19 protein-coding genes and 1 pseudogene are annotated in these 25,926 nt (G+C 54.9%); 8 read left to right on the top strand and 12 right to left on the bottom strand.

What is annotated here, in order from left to right:
- Positions 1-476: 476 nt before the first annotated feature.
- From HMPREF0178_RS02850 to HMPREF0178_RS02835, 5 genes and pseudogenes are all read left to right on the top strand, one after another.
- Positions 477-890 carry a uroporphyrinogen decarboxylase gene (locus HMPREF0178_RS02850; protein ID WP_157134873.1) on the top strand — a complete coding sequence of 138 codons (414 nt, stop codon included), beginning with the start codon at positions 477-479 and terminating at the stop codon, positions 888-890.
- Positions 890-1,836 (top strand): annotated as a pseudogene (locus tag HMPREF0178_RS02845) (GTP-binding protein). Before HMPREF0178_RS02850 ends, HMPREF0178_RS02845 begins: the two are co-directional and overlap by 1 nt.
- A 31-nt stretch (positions 1,837-1,867) precedes the next feature.
- Positions 1,868-3,499, top strand: a complete 1,632-nt coding sequence (locus HMPREF0178_RS02840; RefSeq protein WP_157134872.1) for an ASKHA domain-containing protein — start codon at positions 1,868-1,870, stop codon at positions 3,497-3,499.
- A complete protein-coding gene (locus HMPREF0178_RS22770; RefSeq protein WP_157134871.1) occupies positions 3,420-3,866 on the top strand; it encodes an ASKHA domain-containing protein in 447 nt (148 codons plus the stop codon). The genes HMPREF0178_RS02840 and HMPREF0178_RS22770 overlap by 80 nt, the downstream gene beginning before the upstream one ends.
- Positions 3,863-4,687: a uroporphyrinogen decarboxylase family protein gene (locus HMPREF0178_RS02835; RefSeq protein WP_009378901.1), complete on the top strand. Its 825-nt coding sequence runs from the start codon at positions 3,863-3,865 to the stop codon at positions 4,685-4,687. The genes HMPREF0178_RS22770 and HMPREF0178_RS02835 overlap by 4 nt, the downstream gene beginning before the upstream one ends.
- A gap of 366 nt (positions 4,688-5,053) precedes the next feature.
- Here the strand turns inward: HMPREF0178_RS02835 and HMPREF0178_RS02830 are convergent, their stop codons facing one another.
- The 8 genes from HMPREF0178_RS02830 to HMPREF0178_RS02795 all read right to left on the bottom strand — a co-directional run bounded on the left by HMPREF0178_RS02830 (position 5,054) and on the right by HMPREF0178_RS02795 (position 16,624).
- Positions 5,054-6,721, bottom strand: a complete 1,668-nt coding sequence (locus HMPREF0178_RS02830) for a diguanylate cyclase (RefSeq protein WP_009378898.1) — start codon at positions 6,719-6,721, stop codon at positions 5,054-5,056.
- Positions 6,722-7,291: 570 nt separating this feature from the next.
- Entirely contained in the window at positions 7,292-8,083 is a 792-nt protein-coding gene (locus tag HMPREF0178_RS02825; RefSeq protein WP_009378894.1) for a LytTR family DNA-binding domain-containing protein, read from the bottom strand.
- Positions 8,080-9,888 carry a sensor histidine kinase gene (locus tag HMPREF0178_RS20325; protein WP_009378892.1) on the bottom strand — a complete coding sequence of 603 codons (1,809 nt, stop codon included), beginning with the start codon at positions 9,886-9,888 and terminating at the stop codon, positions 8,080-8,082. Before HMPREF0178_RS20325 ends, HMPREF0178_RS02825 begins: the two co-directional genes overlap by 4 nt.
- Before the next feature lie 227 nt (positions 9,889-10,115).
- Positions 10,116-11,486, bottom strand: a complete 1,371-nt coding sequence (locus HMPREF0178_RS02815; RefSeq protein ID WP_009378891.1) for an MATE family efflux transporter — start codon at positions 11,484-11,486, stop codon at positions 10,116-10,118.
- A 103-nt stretch (positions 11,487-11,589) separates the two neighbouring features.
- On the bottom strand, positions 11,590-12,390 hold the full coding sequence (gene proC, locus HMPREF0178_RS02810) for a pyrroline-5-carboxylate reductase (protein ID WP_009378890.1): 801 nt from the start codon (positions 12,388-12,390) through the stop codon (positions 11,590-11,592).
- Between the two features lie 21 nt (positions 12,391-12,411).
- On the bottom strand, positions 12,412-13,773 hold the full coding sequence (locus tag HMPREF0178_RS02805; protein WP_009378889.1) for a sodium-dependent transporter: 1,362 nt from the start codon (positions 13,771-13,773) through the stop codon (positions 12,412-12,414).
- Between the two features lie 61 nt (positions 13,774-13,834).
- Complete coding sequence (gene nhaC / locus HMPREF0178_RS02800; protein ID WP_009378888.1) at positions 13,835-15,313, bottom strand: Na+/H+ antiporter NhaC; 1,479 nt, start codon at positions 15,311-15,313, stop codon at positions 13,835-13,837.
- A 93-nt stretch (positions 15,314-15,406) separates the two neighbouring features.
- A complete protein-coding gene (locus tag HMPREF0178_RS02795; RefSeq protein ID WP_009378887.1) occupies positions 15,407-16,624 on the bottom strand; it encodes a saccharopine dehydrogenase family protein in 1,218 nt (405 codons plus the stop codon).
- A 252-nt stretch (positions 16,625-16,876) separates the two neighbouring features.
- Here HMPREF0178_RS02795 and HMPREF0178_RS02790 point away from each other — a divergent pair, with 252 nt between their 5' ends.
- A complete protein-coding gene (locus HMPREF0178_RS02790) occupies positions 16,877-17,521 on the top strand; it encodes a GntR family transcriptional regulator (protein WP_009378886.1) in 645 nt (214 codons plus the stop codon).
- Positions 17,522-17,793: 272 nt separating this feature from the next.
- On the opposite strand, the gene HMPREF0178_RS02785 is transcribed toward HMPREF0178_RS02790, so the two are convergent.
- From HMPREF0178_RS02785 to HMPREF0178_RS02770, 4 genes are all read right to left on the bottom strand, one after another.
- Positions 17,794-18,849 (bottom strand): ABC transporter substrate-binding protein, encoded by a 1,056-nt coding sequence (locus HMPREF0178_RS02785; RefSeq protein WP_009378885.1) that lies wholly within the window; start codon positions 18,847-18,849, stop codon positions 17,794-17,796.
- A gap of 466 nt (positions 18,850-19,315) precedes the next feature.
- A complete protein-coding gene (locus tag HMPREF0178_RS02780) occupies positions 19,316-20,779 on the bottom strand; it encodes an SLC13 family permease (RefSeq protein ID WP_009378877.1) in 1,464 nt (487 codons plus the stop codon).
- Between the two features lie 61 nt (positions 20,780-20,840).
- Positions 20,841-21,053, bottom strand: a complete 213-nt coding sequence (locus HMPREF0178_RS02775; RefSeq protein WP_005026537.1) for a 4Fe-4S binding protein — start codon at positions 21,051-21,053, stop codon at positions 20,841-20,843.
- A 43-nt stretch (positions 21,054-21,096) separates the two neighbouring features.
- Positions 21,097-22,785, bottom strand: a complete 1,689-nt coding sequence (locus HMPREF0178_RS02770) for an FAD-binding protein (RefSeq protein WP_009378869.1) — start codon at positions 22,783-22,785, stop codon at positions 21,097-21,099.
- Positions 22,786-22,990: 205 nt separating this feature from the next.
- Here HMPREF0178_RS02770 and HMPREF0178_RS02765 point away from each other — a divergent pair, with 205 nt between their 5' ends.
- Together HMPREF0178_RS02765 and HMPREF0178_RS02760 are read left to right on the top strand one after the other, a co-directional pair.
- Positions 22,991-24,889 carry a sigma 54-interacting transcriptional regulator gene (locus tag HMPREF0178_RS02765; RefSeq protein WP_009378867.1) on the top strand — a complete coding sequence of 633 codons (1,899 nt, stop codon included), beginning with the start codon at positions 22,991-22,993 and terminating at the stop codon, positions 24,887-24,889.
- A gap of 445 nt (positions 24,890-25,334) precedes the next feature.
- Positions 25,335-25,592: a YjhX family toxin gene (locus tag HMPREF0178_RS02760; RefSeq protein ID WP_009378866.1), complete on the top strand. Its 258-nt coding sequence runs from the start codon at positions 25,335-25,337 to the stop codon at positions 25,590-25,592.
- Positions 25,593-25,926 lie beyond the last annotated feature (334 nt).

Genomic DNA, 25,926 nt, shown 5'->3' with positions numbered 1-25,926 from the left:
ATACGGCGAGGCCTACGACGCGGAAGACGGGGAAAGGCGGCATGGTATGTCAGGCCGTGAGTTGGCGCAGTTCGGCGCGGATCGTGACCTTGTACAATTATCGGTTCGTAGCCAGAAAGGTTTGTGGAACTGCACGGCAGGATGGCTATCGCTGGTCTGAAGTTCGACCGCTAGCGCATCGACGACATGGTGCGGCCCCTGAGCAAGGAAGGTGTGGACGCATGATTTGAAAGCGGGGACGAACCTGTGCCCGGAGGGGGGGGATGAGCCCGCACGGGCGGCTTCCGGGATATGAATCCAGCGGTGGAAATGCTGGAGGATGTGCTTGCTGAGGAACCATGTGTCACAGGCTCACTCCGTTCTGACCATGTGCGCCTCGAGTGTGCGGGTGCAGCAGGACGCACACGGGAACTGCAAACCTGACAAGATTCAGAAGTAGGGGCCGGGTTGATGGAATTGTCGCGTTGGCGATGGCCATGAACGCTTTCTCCACGCCGATAGAAAACGCCATCGCTGTTTTCCACGCAGTCCTGCATACGGATATGGCCCGTGAAATGGTCGCCAACTACGAACTGAGCGACATAGACGTGGATGTTGAGCTTCCCGACTATACGAAACTGGAAAAGCCACTGCTTGAAGCCTTCACGCTTGACTCCACGGCCTGCGCTGCGTGCACATACATGTGGGGTGTGGCGCAGGAGGCGAAAAAACATTTCGGCGATGCCATTGAGGTGGTGGAATACCGCTATAATACCATCGAAAACATAGCGCGTATCAAAAAAATGGGCGTGGCACAGCTTCCCAGCCTTTATCTCAACGGGGAACTGAAATACTCGTCGATCATCCCTCATCCGGACGACCTGCTCAGGGAGATCGAGGAGGTGCTCTAATGGTGCCTTTAAGCCCCGTTCCGCTCCACATCATCACCGGGTTTCTGGGCTCGGGCAAGACGACGCTGCTGAATCGCCTTCTTCATGTTGCGGTCGAACAAGGAAAAAGGATAGGCGTCATCGTCAATGAATGTGGCAGGTTAATATCGACAGCAGCCTTATAGCTCATGACGGCATTGAGCTTGAGGAGCTCAACAACGGGCAGCTTTTTTGCAGTTGCCTGTCCGCCGATTTCGTGCAGGCGCTCGTCCTCTTCGCACAGCATCCTCTGGATGTCGTCTTCGTCGAGACCTCCGGCATGGCGAATCCCCTTCCGCTCAAAGAACTGCTCGCTGAGATGGAGAAACGGACAGGGCATCACTATGACTATCAGGGCATGACGGCGCTGGTGGACCCGGAATCCTTCCTTGATTTGGCCGAGGTCGTCAACGCCGTCGAGGAACAGATCATCGGCAGCCAGCGTGTCATCATCAACAAAGTGGATCTTGCCTCTCCGGAGACTGTGCGCCGGGTTCGGGAAAAAGTCCAAACGCTTAACCCGTCAGCCGAGATCATTGAAACAAGTTATGCGCAGGTGGAGCGTTTTTGGGAACGTGCGCGGCGTCAGCCATCCACAGGGATGTTCGTTCTACGGCATACCAAAGAAGCTTATGGAAGGCCGGTCCATCATATCATCAGGACGAAGGAGGGCATAGCTCCGGAAAGTATGGCGGCTTTCGTCAGGAAAATTCTCCTTGGCGCATTTCGCATCAAGGGAATCGTCCGGGATCGGGATGGTGGCTGGTTTTATGTTGACGGCGTCAATAACAACGTGACGTGGAGATCCGTTCAGGCCATGGGGGACGAATCCAAGATTGTCATCATTGCGAAAATGGGCAAGGCGCTTGAACCGAGGATACGATCGGCTTGGAAGGCGTGTTGCGGCGTTTCCTTTACTGTAGAATAAGAGCTTTCACCAACTTGGGGCTTGTTTCATTTTGAAAAACACTTTTAACCGAGCATCAATTGAAAAGGAGCTTTCCCGTTCGGAGCAGCTTGAGAATCCTCCCTTTTTACCGACGTTTGGCGCATCCACGCTGATACGCTTACCGGGACAACCCGTTACCAAGAAGAAGGCCCACTCCATGAATGTTGAGGTTATAAAAAACGGGAAACATCATCGTTTTCAGGTTAAGCAGGGAAGCAATCTGATGGATTTCCTGCTCAAAGCCGGAATGATGACGGGTACGGAGTGCGCCGGACGCGGTATCTGCGGAAAATGCCGTGTCCTCGTGCACTCCGGAGAAGTGCCCCACGCCGCATCCGATGGAGCATCACAACTTCATCACAATACGGGTTACATTCTTGCCTGTCAGAGTTTCGTCAGGGGCGATCTTATCGTTGAGGTCCCCTCCTCGGAGGAGGCCGTTGACAGGAAGGTGGGCCTACACCAGCTCCCGCAAACATATACCGTCGCCGATGCGCCTGTGAAAAAACGGTTTCTTTCCTTGGCAAAACCGAGTTTGCAAGATCAACACCCTGATTTTGAACGGATTCTTGAGAAAATAGGCATTACCGGAAATGCCCCTCTTCGCCTGTTGCAACATTTGCCTAAAACGCTGCGGGATTCCGGTTTCAATATAACGGTGGTATTCGCCGGAAATCGGCTGCTCGATGTTGAACCCGGCGACACGTGGGGCACCGGCTATGGCTTTGTTTTCGATATCGGAACAACGACGATCGCGGGCTACCTCATTGATTTATATTCCGGTGACGTGCTTGGCGTTGACGGCAAAGCCAACCCGCAACGGATTCTCGGCGCGGACGTGCTGAGCCGGGTTGCCTCTGTAACCGAACGGTTCGACAACCTCAGCACATTACAATCTCTGATCCTTGCAGAGATCACACAATCAATGCGAGGGCTTCTTGAAGAACGCGGTATTGCGGGTTCTTCCGTGTACAGCCTCGTTATCGTAGGCAATACTACAATGACGCATCTCTTTTTGGGGATTGATCCCAGAAATTTGGCGTTGTCCCCCTTTATTCCCTGTTGCCGCAAACGGATTACCCTCAAGGGAAGTGAACTGGCATTGCCGATGCATCCGGAAGGAGACGTATCCGTCCTCCCTAACATCTCAGCCTACCTAGGATCGGATATTCTCAGTGTCATCTTAACCACCGGGATGCACACGCAGGAAGGATACTCTCTAGCCGTGGACATCGGCACGAATGCGGAAATCGTCCTCTCCGGCAAAGGCCGGATACTTGCCTGCGCGGCGGCAGCAGGGCCGGCGTTCGCAGGAGCGCACATCCACAACGGTATGCGTGCCGGTGATGGTGCCATTGAGGCCGTTCGCATGATAGGCAGCGATATTTGCTTGAAAGTGATCGGAAACACGCCGCCCAAAGGCATTTGCGGTTCCGGCCTTATCGACGCGATAGTCACCTTGCTTAAAGCCGGGCTGCTGGATCAGCGAGGGCGGTTGGCTGATGGAGAAAAAACGGTTCTGCCGCCTTTTCTCAAGAACAGGATACGAGTGCGGGATTGCTATGCGGGAATTCGTTCTCCTGTTCGCGGGCGAGCAGGGGAACGGACAGGATATCGTTGTTACCCAAAAAGACATACGTGAACTCCAGTTGGCCAAAGGAGCCGTCGCGGCAGGCATTCGTGTGTTAACTGAGGAAATGGGAATCGACGCGGCCCGGATCGACCGCGTATTCTTGGCGGGAGCCTTTGGCAATTACATCAACAAAGAACATGCCGTGGCCTTGGGAATGTTTCCGGATATCAAGGCCGACACGATCCTTTCCGTAGGCAATGCCGCTGGAGAAGGCGCCCGCCGAAGTCTTCTTTCAATAACGCAGCGGGAAACCATTGATCGGCTCTCGGCCACCGTGCAGGCCCTTGAACTCTCCGCGCACCCGGCATTCAACGCGAACTTCTTGCATGAACTCAACTTTCCACCTGTCGAATCTGTACGGGCAGAGCAAATATGATGGAAATGAACCTCGCACCAAGCTCGCGTGAACGGGTTAAGCGGCTGCTCCGGCGGAAGCCCGTGGAAGGTGCCGTAAAGGGAGAACTCTGCCTTGATACCAGCATCATCCGCCATACGTTGGGATGCGAAAGGATCGGCTTTGAAGAAAAAGTCCATTTTGTTCAGTGGATTGGTTCGGACATCATTTGCCTGACGCCGGCCTCTCTCGGCTTTCCGGGTGGTCTTGTCCAGCCCGACGAGAGCCTCCTTACGGAGGCTGCTCTCTGGATTCAGCAAACAAAACTGTTTACTTTCGTTATGTTGGACGGTGTATTCGAACTCGGCGTCCGCACCTTCGGATTCCAATCCTTTTTGCGTCAAATGCAAAAAAATCCTGATGAAATCAAAAAATTCTCTGACTCTGTCGAGGAAAACAACAAAAATTTTACAGCGAAACTGGCCGAACATGGCGTTGACGGCATCCTCATCGCCGATGATATCGCATACCAAGACGGCCTCCTATTCAGCCCCAGGACATTTCGTGAGTTGTTCCTCCCTTCGCTTTCAAGACAGGTTGAACACATTGCCTCAAAAGGGATACCGGTATTTTTTCATTCCGACGGCAACTATCATGCGATTATTCCGTCTCTTATTGAAGCAGGTTTCGTTGGCTTGCACTGCATCGACAAAAACTGTGGAATGTATCCGGAAGCACTCTTCAAAGAATACAAAGATTCCCTCTGCCTATGGGGGACAATTGATGTGGCTTGCGTCCCTCTCTTGCACACCCAGGAGGCTTCCGAGATACATACCGAGTTGAGTTACATAAAAGCATTATGAACAATAACCGGCTTATCCTTGGAACAACAAGTGGGCTCCATCACGGTATTGACATCTATAGTTTAGTAAAATTTTTAAGAAGACTTTGATGTTGGCGTAATCCGATAAGAGAGCATAATCCGGCAAGCACGGGGTAAACTCTGGATCGCCAACGTCTTACCCTTACTGTGCACACGGCACCCAAAACATAGGAGCATGATTAAGGAAAGCCCCGGCCAGTTGATACTGACGGGACTTTTGCAGTCTCCTCGGGACCTTTTTGAGATCGCGTGCAGGTACTCGGACGCTTGCAGAATTTCCACCCACTAGACACAGCTTTCTTAGAAAACGGAAGTGAAGGGCAGAAAATACGATGGATTATATGGATTATTCTGAACTTTCCTGCTGCCGCCTCCGTTCTTTCATGGCGGCTTTGTTTTGATACATGGCGTCGTCCGCGCGTTTGAAGACGTTGGCGAAGACCAGATCCGTTTCGCTGTTGTAGATGGCGATTCCGCGGGCGATCGAAACCTGGGTGTCCGCCCGGGCGTTTCGGTTGTATCCGTCGATTTCTTTCTGCAATTTTTCAAGGAGTTCCGGGTAATGGTCGAAGTCGCTTTTTTCCAGAATGACCACAAACTCGTCGCCGCCGATACGGTACACCGGGCTGTGCTGGAACGTCTTGCAGATGAGACGGCAGGCGCTGATGATCAGCATGTCTCCGAAGTCGTGCCCATAGGTATCGTTGACCTTTTTTAACCCGTTGATGTCCAGTACCACCACGGCGAACTCAGGCTTGCCCTGCCGCATCTCCTCTTCAAAGCGTGATTCGGTATCTTGATAGGCCGTCTTGTTCTTTACGCCGGTCAAGGCGTCCCTGTATGCAAGCCCGTTGATATAGCTGATATATTTTTGCAGATGCTCCACCGTTTGCTGAAAGCTTTCCGCGAGTGTGCCCACTTCATCCTTTGTCTGTTGCGTGAGGCAGACGCTCAAATCTCCGGCAGCGATTTTTTTCGCCGCCTCGTTCAGCTCCCGTAATGGCCGGGTCAAACGGCGGGTCATGATCACGGTCAGCAGCACTGAAAAGGTCGCGATGACGATGAGCGCAACGCTGATTTGCAGTGTCAGGTTGTTTCTGGCCGCATTGATTTCCGATACTGGCGAGGTTATTGCCAGTTTCATCCCGTTGCTCAGGGTGCGGAACGCCATTTTTTTGTCTTCGCCCCGCCATGTGTAGGAAAACAGCGAACTGCCGCTGGTCCCGTTTTGTATTTCCAGAGCGACCGGCCGTAACGCGCCGTCCGCCGAGTCAAGCGGCGTCCCAAGCCCGAATTCCCGATGGCACATGATGTTCGCCGCCTTGTCGGTCAAGAAGGCGTATCCGTTTTGATAAACCCGCATTCCCTTCACGATGTCCGTGATGACGCTGAAGTCGATGTCCATTCCCACGACGCCCACCGTCTGATTATTCATATAAAGGGGAATGACAAAGGAGATCATCTGCACGTTGATGTTCTTGTTGAGATAGGGATGCATCCATGTGGCTTTCCCGTTTCTGATCGGGATGTAGTACCAGCCTACATGTTCGGTATCCTCCGGGCTGAATCTGGAGAAGTCGGTGGGGAGGTGCTGCCGGAAACTGCCGTCAAGCGTCGTTTTGCTCCAGAACAAGCCCGATGTCGGCGGCGTAAATTCGGGATTGAAGCGGACGTAGACCGCCATTGCCCCTTCGGTGTTGCTGGCGGCGTTCACCGCGACCGTTTCCAGTTTTTGCGTATAGGCATTGATGTACTCACTGTCGGTTTTGAGGCGCTCCACACTCTCAAGCTGCTCTATGGAGTAGACGGCCAGCGTCTTGACCGATTGCTGGATTCTCGAGAGCAGCGCATTGATTTCCTGGGTTTTTTCTTTGCACATGAGGTTCATGATTTTTACCGAATCCTCATCCACCACATGCTTGGCGTTCAGAATTCCCGCTCCTCCGATCACGCTTGAGGAGAGGAGAATGCAGCCAAGAATCAAGACAATAAATTTGGTCTGGATGGATTTCATCTCTATGCCTCCCCGTGTGTGATTCGCCGTTCGTCGGTTAAAAGGCGTTTGTGTTCCCTATTGGGGCGATCCGGCCGCAAGCGGATGTTCTTGAGCATGATTCAGGAAGGCAGTCGTTGGCTTGACGAATAACATGAGGATATGGTTGGCAAATACGTTGAGGGGGCAGGCAGGACACGTGCTTGGTATCCTCTGTGCTGTGGGGGATATGATGCGGATGTTCGTAAGGAAGAGGGAAGGAGTATGAGTATCCGGCAGCAAACCAGAGAGGATTGGAAGGTACCGCTTTCAGGATATAGGAAGCAGGAGTTCAGCTCCGGCACTTTTTTATGGATGGGCTGCCGCAATCGAATGGCCGCCAGCGGATTTTCAACGAGCCTTGCAGCACCTTCAGCCATGCTGTTTTTATGGCGTTTTTCAGTTCCGTCAGCCGCCCGACGGGACTGCTCCCTGCCGCCATTTCCATGAGACAGCCTCCCTATTCCAAACGATGCACTCAGGCTAAACGGCTGAGTACAACAAAAGGACAACAAAAAGAGGAGGCTGTCCGCAGAAAGCACATATATGCCGTCAGCGCACCTTGCTGTCCAAGTAGCCGACCATGAATTCCGCCCAGCCATAATTGGCCATGTATTCGCCGGAATAGGCGTTGACGGCTTCCGGATCCCAGGCAAGGAAGCGGTAGAAATCGCAGTCCAGCTTTATCATATCCACCGCAATGCTATTGTACGTCTTGATGATCACGTTTCTGGAGCCCACCTTTTCCAGGGAATGCGTCATGGAGGAAATGATGACCTGCATTTGTTTGGAAAGAGACAGGCTGTAAGCTTTGTCTTCAAACAGGACGGCACACAGCTCCCTGGTGGTGCAGCCGGCACCGTGCTTATGGATCAGGTAGGCAAAAAGTTCTTTGGCCTTGCTGCGGGAAAATTCCACCGGCTTTCCTTGATGGAATACCTCGAAATTGCCGAAACACTGCACCCGCAGCCCGTGCCCCGCCTCATGGACAGGGCTGCGCAACCGCTCTAGGGCCCGGCGGATGGCCTCCGGCTCGACAGGCTTGAGGATATAGTCGCTCGCGCAGACCGAGAACGCATCAACAGCGTATTGGGAAAATCCGGTGGCAAACACGATATTCGTCCGCCCCCGGATATCCTTGAGCTGCTTTGCCAGTTCCAGGCCATTCATGCCTTTCATCTCGACATCCAGAAAGGCGATGTCCACGGGAACCGCCCACGCATGGGCAAGCGCTTCCTGCGGCGTCCTGAAACCGGAGACGGAGGCTTCAGGCAAGACAAGCTCCAAAATCTGCGTCAGGTCCCTCAGCGCCAGTTTTTCGTCGTCCACGGCAATGATATTCATGATGCGGCCCCTTCTTTGGGTAACGTGATGACGGCTGACACGCCTGCGCCCGGTATGCCGCGTACAGCCAGCGTCCCGCCGCACATGCTCCACAATCGGTTGCGGACATTTTCGATTCCCACGGGCATATGCCGGCTCTGGGGCATCCGATCCGGATCAAAACCCACGCCGTCGTCGCAGACCGTAACCATAAACGCGTCCCCCGTTTCCGTAGTGCGGATCGTCACTTTTCCGCCGCCCGCCTTTTTGCTGACGCCGTGGCGAACCGCATTTTCCACCAGCGGCTGGAGGCTCAGCGAAGGAAGCAGAAAGCCTTGGGCCTGAATATCGTATTCCACTTGCAGCTCGTCCTCAAAACGTATTTGCTCCAACGCCAGATAACTTTTGACGTGCTCAAGTTCCTTTTCAAAAGGAATACAGTGTGCGGTTGTCAGCGATTCCGTGTTTCCCCGCAGGTATCTGGCGAAGAGCGTCACCGCCTGTTTGGCCTTTTGGGGATCGATATCGCAAAGCTGTCGGATGGCGGTCAGGCTATTGTACAGAAAGTGGGGCTGAATCTGGGACAGCATGATGGAGATTTTCGACTGCAAGAGCTGCTTTTCCATCTCCTGTGCATGGGCCGCCTGCAAAAAACATTTCCGCACATCGTTGACCGACACGGCAAACTGCCTGCAAATAAAGATGATAATGCCGGTTAAATAGACGAATCCGTCGGGATCGATGGGAAAAAACGGGTTGAGCACATCCACGATCCGGCAGAACAAAAGGATGTATACCACGGCCAGAAACGACCAGTCGCGCTTGATCTCGCATCGGGCCATCTGCACGGTGAGGCAGACGGCGGCGACTATGATCCCAAGGAGATAGGGGGGCGAGAAAAACAGGACGGTCTCAAAGCCGTCCAGTACCCCGGTGGCCTGAAGCAGAGCGCCGGGGACGGTCAGGAGAATGCCGACGCAAATGAAGGCAAGGAGAAACAATCGGCTTCTGCCACAAAGGAAATCAAGAAGATACCGCAGCAGAAGCAGATCGTTGAGAGCAAAAACGATGGAATGAATCAGGGACAGCTCAATGGGGTAAGGGATCAGCAGGGTGACGATCCCCGAAAAGAGCATCATCCACAGGCCCTGAGACAGCGTAAAGAGGGCAAGGTGCAGCGGAGCGCGTTTCAGGGGTACTTTCATCAGGTGGAGGATCACCCAGATGGCGCCAAGCCCTGCGGCCAGCAGGACTATGACGGCCCCCAGCATGACCAGCACGCCTTCGGTGGGGAAGTATTTCAGAAAGAGCTGGGGAGCGTCCCCCACATGGATTTCGTTCAGCAAATAGTCGTAGAGTCCCGGCATATCGCTTCTGGAGCGGCAGGAAAGGATGATGGTGATTTCGTCCGTGGTCGAAATACCGGGGGAAGTGAGGCTGAACCAGCCGTTGCCCGCCGTTCTGGTGCCCGGCGGAAGATCCCGGGGCGTCCCAAGGGAACCGATCTTTATGCCGTTTTGATGCAACTCCATCCCGATATGGCAAATATAGAAGTAGATCTTTCGGTTTTCGGGGATGGGTTTGTCAAAATGTCCCCGCAGCACCACGATGGGGTAGCGGGCATTGTCGAGGGATATTTCCGGCGTCCATACAGCCCATCCGGAACCGCCCTCCGGCTGATAGACGCCTGCAAAGCGGATTTCCTGCACATCTAGGGAGGATTTGCCGTTGCCCGCCCGCCAGAACTCATATGTCAGCACCAGCGTAATCGCAACAAGCGCCACTGCCAGCAGCGCCCGCATCAGGATTGTCAGTTTGCGTTCCATGACCTCCCCCCCCGCTACTCATTGACATATTCTCATATGTTTTCAAAGAGCCACGGGGGTGCGGAGCCGCCGGCACCGCTCGCGGAGGAGTTACTCGTCTGGAGCGTTCATTTGTGAATGTATTACCCTAGCTGAAGGCTTGCCAATCCTCCATATTACAACTGTGAGCTTTTCAAAGAACCGTTGCTTGTTTGCCCAGTATGTGAATGAATGGAACAATAACCGCTTTATAGCGATTCATGTGATGCCGTCATCGTAAAGCGTTTCCAGTCCGCGCAGAGCAACACCCAGAGAAGGATGGCAAGCTGCACGAGCTGTGAGGCCACCATTGCCCAGTATACCCCGCTGGAAGATTCCATTACAATATGTCCCAGCCACCAAGATAACGGTAATCGCACTCCCCATACGGAAAAAAGATAACTCCACATGGGATACTGCGTGGCACCCGCCCCGAGAAATACGCCGACCAGCACAAGGTTCGCCACCATGAGCGGTGCCGACAAAAAATTAAAAACGAGATAGCGGACTGTTTCGAGTCGGACTTGAGCATCGTTTGTCATCAGGGCGGCCAGTTCATCGCGGATGAACCAAAGGCCACAGGTCAGCAGACTCATGCCGATGACCGCCAGTTTCAGCATGTCGTATGCGGACTGCTGCGCTTCCTTCTTGTTTCCGCTGCCGAGAGAATGCCCCACCAATACTGCCACGGCCATCTGGCAAGCCACGGCGGGAAGAAAAATAATCGCTTCAATACGCATGCCTGCGGTCAATCCGGCCAGCGCATTGACGTTGTCGTGGGGGAGCGTCATCGTGATCACGAGGACAAGGACAAAACCTGTTTGCCAGAGGAAGGACGTTCCCAGAGCGGGTAACCCTATCCGAAGCAGATACTTCCCTCCGCAGCGCATCCAGCGCAGGGGAGGGAGCGAATCATGCTTGAGCAATCCGAAGGGAAACAGCACAAAAAACAGGATGCAAGCTCCCAGAGTTACAGAAACGAAAGTTGACCATGCAAGCCCGGCAGCCCCATAACGGGGAAATCCCCACCAGCCTAGGCCAAAGGCAAGATCGCCCCATATATTGAGCAGCCCCGTCACTAGGGTGACAACAAGCGGCAGGCGTACGGAACGCACGGCGCGCAGTACGGCCGTCACTATTGCCAGAAGGTATTGTCCCGGCAGTGTCCATAAATATATCTGGAGGAAAGTATCCGCAGGCTCCATGAGGTGCTGCGGCGTCTGCATGATATGCAGCAGATCTTGGCGGAAATAGCCTCCGAGGTATACTAGGCAAATGCCTGCCACCATTCCTGCCAGCAGCACCAAGCCGGTAAAACGTCGCGCACGCCTCTGCCGTCCAGCTCCGATGCTTTGGCTCACGGCAGCGACGGCACCGTTGCCCGTGGCGATGCCAACGGCCATCAAGACCATGTGGCATTGTGCTATGAGGCCTATGGATGCCTGAATATCCGGCCCGATGCGTCCTGCGGCCCACACGTCCGTCAGCCCTATGCCAAACTGTACGAGAAGCATGAGCATTTGCGGCCATGTGAGCGACCACAACGATGCCCAACGCGAGTTGTGAGGAATGGCATGCATGATCTCTCCCAAAAAAACGGCGGAGGCTCAGAGCCAGCCTCCGCCAGAATGTTATCCGCCCTCTCTTGGCTTGTCATCCGGCCGTTCCCTGAATGGGGTCTTGCTAGTCGGTCGACATTTCAAGGGCACGGCGGTGGGTCGCCAGCACGGTCTCGATGATGGCCCCGCGTACCCCCAGCCGATCCATTTCATTCACACCGACAATGGAAGAACCGCCGGGCGAGCAGACGTTCATACGCAGCTTGGCGTGCGGCACTTCGGGGTTTTCCTGTGCCAGCCGGACGCTGCCTGCCATCAGTTTCTCTGCGAGCTGTTTAGCATCGTGGTAAGAAAAGCCGAGGCGCAACCCAACTTCCACGAACGACTCCAGCAGGTGAAAGATGAAGGCCGGGCCGCTGCCGATGAACGCCGAAAACTCGGGAATGTGCGATTCGTGCAAAACCACCGTCGTACTGATGGCGCTAAAGAGTTCCAGCACGAGTTTTTTCTGATCTTCATTCAGGGCCGGATCATCCAGACATAACGCGCAGCAGCCTTCTCCGACCATGGTCGGCGTGTTGGGCATGATGACCACCGCCGGGCAGGTATCGCCACTGTACGTTTTAATACGCCGCAAGGATACGCCGGCGGCCAGAGAAACCAGTAACTTGCCGCCAAGGTGCGGCGCGATTTTTTCCACTACGCCCTGCACATGTTGCGGCTTCACGGCAATGAGGATGACGTCCGCTTGCTGTGCCACTTCGATTTCATCGTCACACGACCTCAGGCCGCAACGCTCATGCAGCGCGTCAGTCGCAGCCTGGCAAGGATCAAAACCGATGACCTGCCATTTTTCCAGTTTGGCGACACCGCTCAAAATGGCTCCCCCCATATTGCCGCAGCCGATACTTCCAAACGTCAACATAAAGACTCCTTTGCTTCTTTGCTACAGAGAGATCAATATACCCAGCAGCAGGATCGTTCCTACCGCACAGGGAACCACCGCCACGATAAATGGTTTCCAGTTTCGGGTGACGCGGCAGCAACCCGCAGCGCCCTTGTTGGCTTCCTCCGCAAATCTGGAGAAGCCAAATTTCCAAGCCACAAAGACGCTCATCAGCAAGGCTCCGACAGGCATGAGCAGTGCCGTCACCACGTACTCGGCGAAGACGAAGATGCTTCTGTCCCATAGCCGAATGGATGCCCACGGGGCATGGGATCCGTAGGAGAGCAGCGGTGGAAGGCTTAGCAGCAATACTGCGGCCAGCACGAGGAACAGTGTTTTGTTGCGTCCGAGCTTCCAAGCTTCATCTAGCGTGCCGACTACGCCTTCCACCAGTCCCAGGCCGGAAGCAAAGCCCGATATGATGAGCAGAAAGAAAAATCCCGCGCTCAAGAACCAGCCGCCCGGCAGATGGGCAAAGACGGCGGGCATGGTTTCGAAGACAAGCCCCGTCCCGGCGGCCTTGGTCAATCCAAAGGCATACATGGCTGGAAAAATGGCCAGCCCGGCCAAAACGGCTACGGCCGCATTGATGGCGATAATGATCAGCGCGTCGGCAATGATGTTGCTTTGTTCGCTCAGATAGCTGCCAAAAACAAAGGCGGTGGAAACGCCGATGCCCACGGCGAAGAAGGTATGTCCCAGCGCGTCCAGCGCTACTTGAATATCAATGCGGGAAAAATCAGGCTTCAGGAGCCACGCGACTCCTTTTTCCGCTTCCGGCAGGCTTAGCGAGCGTACCGCCAGAATGCCCAGAAACAGCAGGAGTATCGGCATGAGGTATTTGCAGGCCCTTTCCAGACCGCTTTTGAGCCCGGCTCTGATGATTCCCCCCATAAGTACGATCGCCATCAGGACATATAGCCCCAATGCTTCGACGCTGGATGATGTGACGTCGAACAGCAGGCTCAATGCGGCCAAATCCGTACCGTAGGCGAAGGCCCCTCCGAGGCTCTTGACAAAATAGACCAAGAGCAGTGCCAATATGACGGAATAATAGGAAAGAATCCCTATACCAGATGCGATGCCCAACCAGCCCACCAATCGGAAGGGGCTGCGGAGCGGCGTGAGCTGGCGCATCCCCAAGATACCGCCGTGGCGCGTAACGCGTCCCAGCATGATTTCGGCAATGAACAGGGGGACTCCCACACACAACGTTGTCAGCAGATAGAGCAACAGGAAAGCTCCACCGCCGTTCTTGCTCATCATGTAGGGAAAACGCCAGATGGCTCCCAGCCCGACGGCGAATCCCGCTGTTGTCATGATGAAGCCGAGACGGCTTCCCCAAGTGACACGTTCGCTCATGTTGTTTCCCCGGGGCGCGGCGCTGTCATGAAGCGCCGCGCCGGTTAGGAGGAGACGGAGACTATGCCTGCACGGGCTCCGGCGTTTCTTCAATCAATACGGTATCCATTTGCGAGGTGGCCAGCCTCTCCTTGGCGTCCTCGGCGCTTATCTTCACGATGCCGATCCCAAGCATGGCACAGGCAAGGCCGATGAACACGCTAGAATAGTTGAAGACCATCCACGGTACGTATTCGAAGGCGCTTACACCCAGCACACCGCTCATATAGACGGCGCCGGACGCCCACGGAATGGCCCCGTCAAGCATGGTGGCCGAGTCCTCCAGCGCACGTGAGAGGTTCTTGGGATGCAGACGACGCTTGAGGTAGGACTCCTTGAACAGGGAGCCGGGGATCAGGATGCCCATATAGGCCGACCCGGTGGAGAAGCAGAGCACGACACAGGACAGGAGCGTCGAGGCGATGAGCCCACCGTCGGATCGCACTCGCTTGAGCATCTTCTGGAGTACCACGGTGAGCATGCCACTGCCGTGCATGATACCGCCGAACGCCATGGCCACACACAGCATCCCCATGTTTTCGAGTACGCCCATCATGCCGCCGCGGTTCAGCAGCGTCTGCACGGATTCTGTCGGTGTGGCCAGATAATGCGTCATGCTGACCTTGAAGCCGGTAGTGGTCGAGAGGATACCCCAGCGCAGATCGAATCCCTGGAGGAGGCAGCCGAGCGCCACGGACAGAATGGTGGTCAGGACGATGGTGGGCAGAATGGGCCAACGCAGAATGGAACCGGTGATAAGCAACAGGGGAGGCACAGCCAGCAGGAAGTGCAGCTTGTAGATTTCGGTCAGCTGGTTCATGAAATCTTGAACTTCAGCAGGGGTGTGCAGTTCACCTGTAACGCTGGAGGAGGCGAAGAAGAAAACGATACAGCAGAGGATCGTGCCGGGTATCGTGGTGTAAAACATGTGCCCGATGTGTTCGTAGGTGGTGGCTCCGGCCACAGCAGGCGCCAGGTTGGTCGTGTCGGACAAGGGAGACAGCTTGTCGCCGACGTAGCAGCCGCTCAGAGCCGCCCCGGCAACGGGTGCCAGCGGGATCCCCAGACCGTGGGCAATGCCGATCATGGCCACGCCTATAGTGGCGGCCGATCCCCATGAAGTACCGGTACAGCAGGACGTCAGGGTGCAAATAAGGAAGGCGCTCAAAAGCATGTAGTTCGGGTTCACCAGTTCAAGGCCCCAGTAGACCATGAAGGGAACGGTGCCGCAGAACATCCAGGCGCCTACCATGCAGCCGACGCTGAAAATGATCAGCATCCCCTGCATGGCCACATTGATTTTGTTGAGGATGGCTTCCTCCAGCTGCTGCCACTGGCAGCGCAAGTACCAAGCCATAAACCCCGCAATGACTGCGGAACAGAGAATAAGAGGCTCGATTCGATAATCAAGATAAAGCCTTCCGCCCATCAAAATGACGAACATGGCAATAAGCGGAAATACGGACTGCAATAATGTTGGTTCTCTACCGGAAGTATTCATAGTGACCTCTGGGAGTTTGCGATACCGTATTCAGTAACAACCATTGTATTCCTGCTTTGGATATGGTTGTCGGGCAAGTTATCGGCCTTTGCTTCAATCAATATTTGTCATGATATGGATATCGCGCTTGGCCAGTTCGGGCTGCATCAAGCTTAAAGGTACCCGCATGGGCATGACCAGTCCTCTTTCCGTGAAGTTGCCGTTGGCAATGAGGGAGGCGGCGATGGCGACGGTAAAACCCACAAGCCGTTGCATGGAAGTCAGCCCGGCGTCGAGATCTGCATAGTCAATGATGGTATGCGTAACGCTGACCGGAGTGCCGTTCTTGCGGCCCCGGGCCTCCACTCGGATATAGCCCACATCCCGTTCGTCCTTGCGGTACCAGAACTGCTGCTGTGAAGTGAGCAGCGCCGTACAAAATTCCAGAGGGGAAACCGGGGTCCCGTTGACCATGACCGGCTCTTCTCGCAAAAAGCCACATCGGACCATGACATCCCAAAAAGCACAATGGCCGGGGAGACGTGCCGAAAAACGGTTCATGTTTCGGACCTTGCCGCTGATGCCGAACATGTCGGCAAAATTCTGGCAATTGCCCGCCGCGTAGCATTCGAGGTCGCAACCCAGTGTTTCGTCATGCAGGATATGCGTATTTTCAGGAGCGAACAGTTTGTCCGCAGGCACAACTACCGTCTGGCCGTCCACGATCTTCTTGGTTTCGCGGTAATAGGAGACGAGGGTGCTGTGTGGCGACCAGGAAAACTTGTATGACAAAGGGTTGTTAGAAGCGGCTTCTTCTGGGAATCCCGCTCCGTAGGAATAGAAGTCCTCTATCTCGTCCATCCTGCTCAGCGCGTCAGCGCCCAGCAAAAGATCAAGGCCGGGATCCATACCGAAAGCGATGAGCAGGGTGCAGCCATTGCGGCGCGCGATCTCGTCGATTTCGTCCATCTCCTGTTTCATCTGCCTAAAGAGAACGGGATCCGTCATGGATTGCCCTATGTAGTACATGCTGCTCACCAGGTGGGTAGCGGTTTCGGCCGCGATGCGCCCCACTTTCATGGCCAACGATATGGGCAGGAGTTCAATGACGACATCGTGTTCGGCCAGCAGATTGCGCAGGGCCTGTTCATCATTGGCGTCCACCGTCAATGCCCGGACGCCGCGCGCTTCATAATCCGCTTTTTCGCTTTCGTAACGTGCGCCGCAATCAGCCACGGTGACATGGGCAAACGTATTGTGCGCCAGTACATCGTGCAGAGCCCCCTTGCCCTGCAACCCCATGCCCAAGATCAATAAATTCTTAGAAGACATACAGTTACTCCCTTTGAAAGCACGGTTTAGCGCCCACGCAGCAGCATTGCCACCAGTGTAAAACGCATAAATGTGTTTCTAGATAAATTTATTAATGCATTCATTACGAGCTGTGATTAGAACTTAGTCTCCGCATTTTTTGTTGTCAAGAAAAATTGTGAGGCGCTTGCCCTTTTTGGGGTGCCCAGCGGAAAACCTTTACAGGTCACGGCATCGTGGGTATCTTTCACGAAAGTCAGGGAGATAACATACATGAAAGGCAAGGAAAACGCCGAGCAAAAAGCCTATCGGCTCATTATCCACGACATAAAAACCAAGTGCCAGCCCGGCGATTTTCTCTTGGAACGGGACTTGGCCGAGCGTTTCGGCGTAAGCCGCACTCCGGTGACCATTGCACTGAACCGCCTTGTAGCTGAGGGCTTGCTGCAAAAGCTGCCCAAGAAAGGCTGCTTTATTCCCAATCTCAACTATGATGATGCGCGCGCCGCTTTCAGTGTCCGCATTCTGCTTGAATGTGAGGCGGCAAGATGTGCGGCACAGAATGCACAAGCTGAAGACTTATTGGAAATGGAACGTATCTTGGCGGCTACGGAGGAAGCTATCGACACAGACAACTTCCTCAGCTTCACCTTCCGGGACGAGGACTTCCATCATGCGCTGGTGCAGGCCTCCGACAATATGTACTTGTATGAAGCATGGGCACGCATTTATCTGCGCTGCAATCTATACACCCGCTTTTTCGATCGGCTTTACACACGTAAAACACCGCTCAAATCCGGCACGTTGGCGGAACATACGGCCATTTTCAATGCGCTAGGCCACAATGATACGGAACTGGCCGTCTCGCTGGTAGAGAAGCACTGCAAGGATGCACTCTCGTATGTAACCAATTCATAATCTGCCTGAAGTCGTCCTCCGACATATTGCGCAATCAGCATCGTGCCTTGCTTTGGAGCACCTTCCCACTGTGGCATAAAAAAGCCATGAAGGAATAGAGAAATCCTTCATGGCTTTGGGCTGTCAGGCTGTGGGAAAACATTGCTGGAGTTATGGCGGTGCTGATACTGCAAAGGTTTTCGCAGGGAAGATATTGCTCGTCCCCTATACAGCTCAGAGAGCATAGAAAAGCCCCCATGCAGAGATGGGGGCTTTTCAGCTATTGAAGAGACTTATTTTACCAATTTCAAATACGTATTGGTAGCATACTTCCCGTCTTCCACCTTCTTGGCTTCGTCAGAGGTAATGCGGTTGATGTCCCTGAAAAAGGCCGCTACAGATGATTGCCACTGCTGCACCTGGCTGGGAGCGCCGGTATCATCAAAAAGTTCCAATTGTTCCTCAAGGCTGAAGACGGGGTGATATTGCAGGTCCTTCAACGCGAGGGCCGTATCATAATCTTTACCCACAAACGTCTTGTAAAAACGCTGGTATTCAGCAACGAGGTCTTCTGCGGGAGTCTTTTTGAACGCATCCACAGCGCGTAAGAATATCCCAAGGAAACTGGCTGTTATGTCGGGATACTTCTCAGCATACTGGGTATCAGCAACGAGGACGACAGGGTTGCCCTTTCCGGCGGTACGTACGTCTGCGGCCATTACCGCGCCCTTGTTCGCGGCGACGAACATATGGGGAGCCCATAACGCAACCCCGTCACACTCATTGCTTTCAAATGCCTTGAGCACCTGCGCCTGATCCATGTTTTTGATGACAATGTCGCTGTTGGTAAGACCCAGTATTTCCAGCCACGAGGTAAGGGCATAATGGGCCGAGGAAAGCGTGGTTACCCAAAAAGTCTTGCCCTTGACCGTTTCTGGACTACCAAGCACTTCGGGGTACTTTTCGTTCCACCCTTTGGCCTTTGCTATGGGGCTGTCGGGATATACCATTATCGCGTTGCAACTGGATTCGTCGTTGCCGAGAGCGATGATGGATGTGCCGTAACGCAAGTTACCGAGCATGGCGGGGACGGCTCCCATCCCTGCATAGACCCATTTCCCGGAAGGAAGCGCATTCAGGATATCAGGGCCGGAATCGAACAGCTGCATCTGAATATCCAGACCGGCTTCAGCATCCCAGCCTTTTTCTTTGGCATACCACATCAAAAAAGCTTCATGCTCGCCCAACCATGCGGTGGGAACTTTCACAATCTCAGAGGCCATAGCGAGGTGCATGGTAAGGCAAAGAGTCATGGCGGCTGCTATCGTCTGCAATACTTTCTTAAACATAACGTACTCCGAAGGTGTTTTTCCCCGGTACGCCTCAGAGCAAAAGACACGAGGTGACGCACCACAATCAGAGAAAGACACCGAGATAAAGGATGCCCAATATCAGGGAAGTCGGAATCTAAGACAGACTTATTTACAGCTCGCAGAAAGACTCTAGCTTTTTTCATTCCTAGCGGCAAGCCTATGCTCGTGAAATAGGCGACATGTTTTTAGCCGAATGATTTTTATATAATAGTTTTAATGAGAAAGAGAATAAAAAGACTCCTCCTATTGTCCAGGGCCTCGGTTTCCGGTATTTCGCTTTCGATAAGACGTATCATGCCGGGAAGAGTACTGTTTACGTGATCCGCCTTGCCGCCGCTGTTTTGGGTTCATTCTAAAGAGGGGTTCCGGGACACACAAGGCCAAGCCTTGGTGGTTGGGGCTTGGCCTTGCTTTTGAAAGAGGAGGGGCAGCGCGGGATCCGCTACAGGAACACCTTGCCGATGAGGATGACCACCGCGCTCGCAACGATGAGCGAGAGCACGATAAGGAACGGGGCGATTTTCCAGATGCTTTTGGTGTTGGTCCAGTCGTTGCCGTGCAGCATGGCGGCTGTGGAGCTTGCGGCGGGCGTGAGGAAGGCCAGGCAGCAAGCGATGGTGATGAGGATGACTGGCAGTTCGGACGACACGCCGTTGGTGGAGCAGTAGGTATGCACCACCGGCATGAGCGCCACAGCCAGAGCGGTATTGTTGATGAACTGCGTCATGATGACGGCCACGATGCCCATGCAGAGCACAAAGATCGTGCCGGAACCCGAGCCGAACAGCGGCTGGAGCATCTCAAGCATGAACGCGGTAATGCCGCTTTTGGGGTCGGACAGCGGCCCGGCCAGAGGCAGCGTGAAGGCGAGAATAAAAATGATGGGCCAGGCCACGCCCTCGTTCACCATGGCGCGCCACGGAAGCAGAGCCTTTCCTTTAACGCGGATGGCGCACAGCAGGGCCACCAGCAGGATGCACACGCCGGTATTGCCGATCTTTTTGAAGAAGATGGTCACGGCAAGGTCTTTGGGGAGGAAACCGGGCAGCATCATGAAGATGATGAGCGCGACGAGGAAGCCCAGAAGCAGCTTCTGGATGCCGGTCAGCGTCATGTCCGATTCCTTGATGATCAGCTTGATGTCGAGCGACTCGAGCTTGCTGACGTCGGGCCGGAACAGGTGCTTGCCCAGAGCGATGAACAGAAGCAGGCAGAGGAGGCATGTGGTCAGGGAGGCAAGCAAGTAGAGCGCGTAGTCCACGGAAGTGCCCGACAGTTTTTCATAGGCGCTGATGGCCACGAGCGGCAGGGATTTGAACGGGACGAGCGACATGCCGAGCTGCGCGGCGAACACGGTGCCGATGATCATCATGATGGGATAGCCGTCGCCTTTTTTGTAGCCACAGATGTCGAATACGCCGTACAGAAGGCTCCAGCCGATGACGGCCGCGGGCGTGGCGCTGGTCAGGCCGCCCAGGATGGCGATGGCGAGCAGCAGCGCGAAGGTAAGCCGCCACGGTTTCCCCATGACGCACTTGCGGCTGACGAACCAAAGCGAGATATACTTCGCCAGGCCGTAGCGATCGAGGGTGGCGCTGAACACGAAGATGAACATCATCATGATGACTGTGGGATCGCCGAAGCCCTTGTTGAGCAGCGCCGTTGCGGGCAGGACGTCGAGCAGCATGAGCGCGAGCAGGCCCACCATGCTGGGCCAGATGATGTCGATAAACACCCACGCGTAGATGACGCCGAGGAACACGCCGATGGTATTCATCCCGAAGGGGGTCAGCGGCGCGATGGGATCGAGCTTGCCGAAAAGGAACGTGATGCAGAGAAAAACTATTATATGAAAGAAATAGTTGACGTTTCCTGAGTTCTGGGAACCGGCGGCGACAGATGCCATACTGACCTCGTGCAGGTTTCAGGGGAGAGGCCCGCGCACGCGGCCCCCTCCCTCTGTTTTTTTAGTAAGGCTCGGGCGTAGCCCGTCCCCGTTCGGTATCCACGGTGATCGCGTGCTTTGGGCAGTAGATGATGCAGAGGAAGCACGACTGGCAGTCTTCACGGTATACGATTTCAGGCGTGGTCTTGCCCTCGCGCAGCACGTCGAGGGGGCATATCTTCACGCATTTGCCGCAATTGACACAACTTTCAGCGTCTATGGAAAAGATGGGCATGGAGAACTCCGGTTTTTGCTGAGAATGAAATGGATAGCCGGGCCTAGCGGGGGAGGACGTCCAGCCCATAGCGTTCGAACTTTTCAAGCGGGATGGGTTCGGCTTCGACCACGATCTTGCCATCCTTAAAGCTCGACTTGAGCCAGACATTCCAGTGTTCGCCGTCGGTTTCCGTGTAGTCTTCACGGTAATGGGACCCACGGCTCTCCTTTCTCTGGAGGGCGCTGGTGAAGGTCAGGCGCGCGGTCGCCAGCATACCGTGCAGCTCGTGGTAGAGCATGAGCTCGTGCATGTCGCGCACGGCTACGTTGGCTTCGATATCGCGTTCCACCTCGTCCAGACCGGCCAGAGCCTCTCTAAGGCTCGCCTCCGAGCGGATGATGTTGTACTTCGCTGGGATAGTCAGCGATTGGATACGGTAGATGGCATCGCCTACGCTCATATGCCCCTTGTGGCCGAACTTGGCGAAGGTTTTTTCCTTGAGGGCGGCGATCTGCGCCTCATCCACGGGGAGCTGCGCTTGGCCTTCACAGGCTTCCGCCGCGCCTTCACCGGCCTTCCAGCCCGTCACCAAAGCCCAACCCAGGTTGATGCCCCCGGGCCCGGCAATTGCGCCCATGACAAGGCCCTGATTGGCCATGTCCCCCGCTGCGAACAGGCCGGGGATGGTGGTGTCGCAGCTGAAGGACTTCAGCGTGAGGCCCGCGCCGCAGCTGGTGGAACCCATGAACCCCGGGATCCACTCCACAGGCTCCGAGAAGGGGTCGACGCCCTTGCTGGCGCAGGCTTCAAAGAACATGGGGAGCATCCGCCTGCTCAGATCCTTGTCTTCTTCACTCATCCCCCTGAGGTCAAAAGAGATAGGCCCGCGTCCGGCCCTCACCTCCTGCGTCATGGCACGGACGAGGATGTGCAGCATGGCGCCTTCGCCCTGCACGGGGTCGTACTTGTGCATAAAGGTTTCGCCAAGGGCGTTGGTGAAACGGCCGCCCAGGCACTGGAAACGGCTCATGCCGCAGATGTCGAAGTCCTTGGCTGTGGCGTTGTAGGTATTGGCGAATTCCATGTTGGTGAATTCCGCGCCCACGCGCAGGGCCATGTCGTTCCCTTCGCCGGACACCATGTCCTGCCCGTGGTACTGTCCCTTGAAGCTGCACGCGCCCGTGGAAAGGACCGTATTCTTCGCTTCGAACACATAGAACTGGCCCGTGCGGACATTGAAGCCCGTAGCCCCGGCCACATGGCCGTCCGAGGTCAGGAGTTCCGTGATCATCACGCGGTCGACGATGACCACGCCGAGCTTTTCGAGGATGCCGCGGAGCTTCTTCTGCATTTTGTAGCCGGGGAAGACCACGGCTTCGCGGTGGCCGCGTCCCGGCTTGCGCTTGAAGCGTCCCTGTGCGTCTTTTTCGAACTCCATGCCCCATGAGTCGAGCATCAGGATCAGCTCGTGTACGTTCTTGCCGTACCATTCCAGCCATTCGGGATCGAACATGCTGTCTCCGGCCTTATTCCACCGTTCCAGCCATTCGTGCATGTCGTCCTGCTCAGGGTCGTAGTAGAGGATATCGCCGGCGGCGAAAGTACTCTCGCCGCTGCTGCCGACCCACGCCTTATCGGCAAGGATGACGGTACATCCCTTCTTGATCGCTGCCACGGCGCCCATGCACCCGGCCAGGCCTCCTCCGAGAATCAGGACGTCCGCGCTCAGTCTTTCCGTTTTGGGAATCATAAAGCCTCCTCAAGAGTTTGTGCGAAAAAGGACTTTACGTTCCCTGTAGCAAGTAGCGTGCTAACTTTATAACATGGCAATATTCCATAAAAAGAGGAATGGCAAAGAATCCACGGGCATCATTTTTGTTGCATGAAGAGACGAAATGTTTCACAATTGATGAAACATTTTGGAACGGATGCCCGCTTTGCCGCCCGGAGGGATCATGAAAGACATTCTCGTGCTTGTCACACTCCAGCCTTTACTGCGCGCTATTCAAAAGTATATTTTGGAAGAGGACAGAGCCCGCGTCGATATCCAGTACTGCAAGAACCTGAACGGCATCATAGACTTTATTGACAAAAAACTCTCAAGCTCCGTCGAAGTCATAATCAGCACGCCCGGCCCGTCTTTCTTCATCGCGCAGCTCATCAAGAAGAAAATACCTATTCTTCCGCTGGAATATAACAATATAGACATCATCAAATCGCTGCATATGGCCCTCTCCGTGTGCCCCGGCGGCGTTGCCTACGGGCACTATCTCCAGGAAACCCAGTGGCTCGACGATATCCGGAAAATGGTAGGGCAGGATTTCGGCAACTTCCTCTTCGGCAACGACGACGCCACCAACGCGGATATTCTCAAAAAATTGCAGGGCAGGGGCGTGCGCGCCATCGTGGGTGGCGGCTACATCTGCAACATAGCGCAGGAAATGGGTTTTCTCGTCTTCCCGGTCGAGGTCAACAGGTTCACCGTGAAGGAGACCATCCACAAAGCGCTCTCCATCGCCGATACCCAGAAATATGCGCGGTATTCCCAGAAAAACATCGATACCATCCTGAGCAATCAGGCGGAGGCCGTCATCACGGTCGATCAGGACAACGAGATAACCTTCTTCAACAAGAGCGCCGAAAAGCTTTTTGCCGTGTCGGGAGCGGACGTTATCGGCAGAAAATCGTGGAATATATTCCCCCAGAATACGTTCGAGGCCGTGCTGAAAGGAGGGGAACCCCAGGAAACCCACCCCCATACGGTGCACGGCGTCGACATCGTGGGAAACTACAGGCCCGTTTTCGACAACGGCAGCGTTATCGGGGCCGTCGGCACGTTCAGCACGATGACGGACATCCAGAAAAAGGATGAGTTCATCCGGAAATACTACGCGCCCAAAACGGCTCAGGCCAAACATTCTTTTGACGATTTCTACGGCGGGGGGCTCCTGTTTCAAGAATTGCTGGAACGCGCCCGTTGTTTTGCCCGGACCGATGAGACGATTCTGATCACGGGCGAAAGCGGTACAGGCAAGGAAGTGATGGCCGGGAGCATACACAATGCGAGCCGGAGGAGTTCCAAACCGTTCCTGTCCATCAACAGCGCCGCCATTCCCGCAACGCTTATGGAAAGCGAGCTGTTCGGCTACGAGCCCGGCGCATTCACAGGCGGCAAGAAAAACGGCTCGCCCGGCATGTTTGAATTTGCCCACGGCGGGACGCTCTTTCTCGACGAGATAGGGGAAATGCCCCTTGATCTGCAATCCAAGCTGCTGCGCGTCATTCAGGAAAAGGAGGTCCGGCGCATCGGCGCTTCGCGGGTCATCCCCGTTGATGTGCGCATCATAGCCGCGACCAACAAGGATCTGAACGGCGAAGTGGCCGCCAACCGCTTCCGGGCGGATCTGTACTACAGATTGAATATCCTGCACCTGCACCTGCCGCCGCTGCGGGCGTACACGGAAAGCGCCGGAGAGATAGCGGAAAAGATCCTGCGGAAGCTGGCCCCCGGCTCGGAGTCAGACCGCGCCGCGCCGCTTCGAGCGCTGTTGGCAAAGACGGGGCAGTACCGCTGGCCCGGGAACCTGCGCGAACTGGAAAACATCGTCCGGCGTTATCTCGCGCTCAGCCCCTATCTTTCCAGAAGCATCAAACTCAGCGATATCTTTGAGCCCTCCGAGTTGGCGGAAGGGCCGCGCGAGTCTGGAGGCTGGGAAAACAGCGGCGAATTGCAAAAAGTCCTTGCCACGTATTACCGCATGGGGTGCAGCAAGACGCTGACAGCGCAGGAACTGGGCATTTCCCGTTCCACGCTCTGGAGAAAGCTGAAGCAGATACGGAACCCGGACAGCTGATCTGGCTGGGTACCCGTACCGCTGCCACAGCCATTGGGTTGGCCCGGGCGCGGGCGGGGAGGGTACCGCCGCTTGGAAAGCAGGGTGTGCTATGTGCCCGGCATCGTGTGGCTCTCATCGGAGAAGCGGGAATGCGGGCAGAAGTCCTCGGCTGAAAAGAAGGGGATGGGGAGCGAACGAAAAGGCACGCCGGATAAAGCCGGGATGTCTAAGGCGGTAACCCGCCAGCCTGAAAGGGAAAAGGCGGGGCCCTGTAGATGCCTTGACGGTATGGCAGGTAGGCGTGTAAGAGAAGGAATTATTTTTATTTAAACGGATGTTGGATGCTGGATACCGTAATCACTGGATAAGTAAGTTCCGCTGACCGTAAGGCCGGTGGAGCGCGACTCTGGCTAGCCGCCCTTGTGCGGCGTCTTGTCGATTATCCTTTGTAAGGGGTATTCTCGTGAACATTTCCCGTTTTGAGCAAAGAACTCTTCATGCCCTCGCCAAGGGTGGCAGAATCCTGATAATCCGCGATGATTTCGGCAAAGTGGCCGATGTGGAATGCTATACCCGCGAGGGCTGGCTGCTCTGCGATTGTACTGTGGAGATATTCAAGAAACTGAAAAGCAAAAAGCTTATCTGTTCGAAAAACAGCCTTCCTTACCGCATTACCACGGAAGGCCTGCTTGCCGTGCGCTCCCAGAGTGATAACCGCTGATTGCCGGACATGACGGTGTTGGCTCGTCCCCTGTGCCGGAACCACGGCAAAAGATGCGATTGGGCTGATTCCCGTAACCGTGAATCTCGTCAGAATCCCCCGCTCTCCTTGCTGAGGAGCGGGGGCTTTTTTGTATAGAAAGAAAACCTCCCGCTAGGCGGGAGGTTCCGAAAAGCTTACAGCTTTGTATATGTTATAAAAACTCCTTTTGATTTGTTAGTAAAGCTTGCGGTCTGGCAACTGCAAGCGGCAACAAATCAAAAGGAGGTCACAATGAGTGACGTTCAAAGTTTAGCCCACACAAAATGGAACTGCAAATACCATGTGGTATTTG

This window comes from Bilophila sp. 4_1_30 (assembly GCF_000224655.1).
Taxonomy (GTDB): Bacteria; Desulfobacterota; Desulfovibrionia; order Desulfovibrionales; family Desulfovibrionaceae; genus Bilophila; species Bilophila wadsworthia.
Note: the sequence above shows the minus strand (reverse complement) of the source record. Positions and strands in the feature narration are given on the sequence as shown.

Excerpts from the sequence above, each read along its gene's own strand:
- HMPREF0178_RS02765 (WP_009378867.1), top strand. The coding sequence starts at position 22,991 with ATGAAAGACATTCTCGTGCTTGTCACACTCCAGCCTTTACTGCGCGCT.
- HMPREF0178_RS02790 (WP_009378886.1), top strand. The coding sequence starts at position 16,877 with ATGAAAGGCAAGGAAAACGCCGAGCAAAAAGCCTATCGGCTCATTATC.
- HMPREF0178_RS02850 (WP_157134873.1), top strand. The coding sequence starts at position 477 with ATGAACGCTTTCTCCACGCCGATAGAAAACGCCATCGCTGTTTTCCAC.
- HMPREF0178_RS02815 (WP_009378891.1), bottom strand. The coding sequence starts at position 11,486 with ATGCATGCCATTCCTCACAACTCGCGTTGGGCATCGTTGTGGTCGCTC.
- HMPREF0178_RS02805 (WP_009378889.1), bottom strand. The coding sequence starts at position 13,773 with ATGAGCGAACGTGTCACTTGGGGAAGCCGTCTCGGCTTCATCATGACA.
- HMPREF0178_RS02780 (WP_009378877.1), bottom strand. The coding sequence starts at position 20,779 with ATGGCATCTGTCGCCGCCGGTTCCCAGAACTCAGGAAACGTCAACTAT.
- HMPREF0178_RS22770 (WP_157134871.1), top strand. The coding sequence starts at position 3,420 with ATGCGGGAATTCGTTCTCCTGTTCGCGGGCGAGCAGGGGAACGGACAG.
- HMPREF0178_RS02795 (WP_009378887.1), bottom strand. The coding sequence starts at position 16,624 with ATGTCTTCTAAGAATTTATTGATCTTGGGCATGGGGTTGCAGGGCAAG.
- HMPREF0178_RS02770 (WP_009378869.1), bottom strand. The coding sequence starts at position 22,785 with ATGATTCCCAAAACGGAAAGACTGAGCGCGGACGTCCTGATTCTCGGA.
- HMPREF0178_RS02835 (WP_009378901.1), top strand. The coding sequence starts at position 3,863 with ATGATGGAAATGAACCTCGCACCAAGCTCGCGTGAACGGGTTAAGCGG.
- HMPREF0178_RS02775 (WP_005026537.1), bottom strand. The coding sequence starts at position 21,053 with ATGCCCATCTTTTCCATAGACGCTGAAAGTTGTGTCAATTGCGGCAAA.
- proC (WP_009378890.1), bottom strand. The coding sequence starts at position 12,390 with ATGTTGACGTTTGGAAGTATCGGCTGCGGCAATATGGGGGGAGCCATT.
- HMPREF0178_RS20325 (WP_009378892.1), bottom strand. The coding sequence starts at position 9,888 with ATGGAACGCAAACTGACAATCCTGATGCGGGCGCTGCTGGCAGTGGCG.
- nhaC (WP_009378888.1), bottom strand. The coding sequence starts at position 15,313 with ATGAATACTTCCGGTAGAGAACCAACATTATTGCAGTCCGTATTTCCG.
- HMPREF0178_RS02830 (WP_009378898.1), bottom strand. The coding sequence starts at position 6,721 with ATGAAATCCATCCAGACCAAATTTATTGTCTTGATTCTTGGCTGCATT.
- HMPREF0178_RS02825 (WP_009378894.1), bottom strand. The coding sequence starts at position 8,083 with ATGAATATCATTGCCGTGGACGACGAAAAACTGGCGCTGAGGGACCTG.
- HMPREF0178_RS02785 (WP_009378885.1), bottom strand. The coding sequence starts at position 18,849 with ATGTTTAAGAAAGTATTGCAGACGATAGCAGCCGCCATGACTCTTTGC.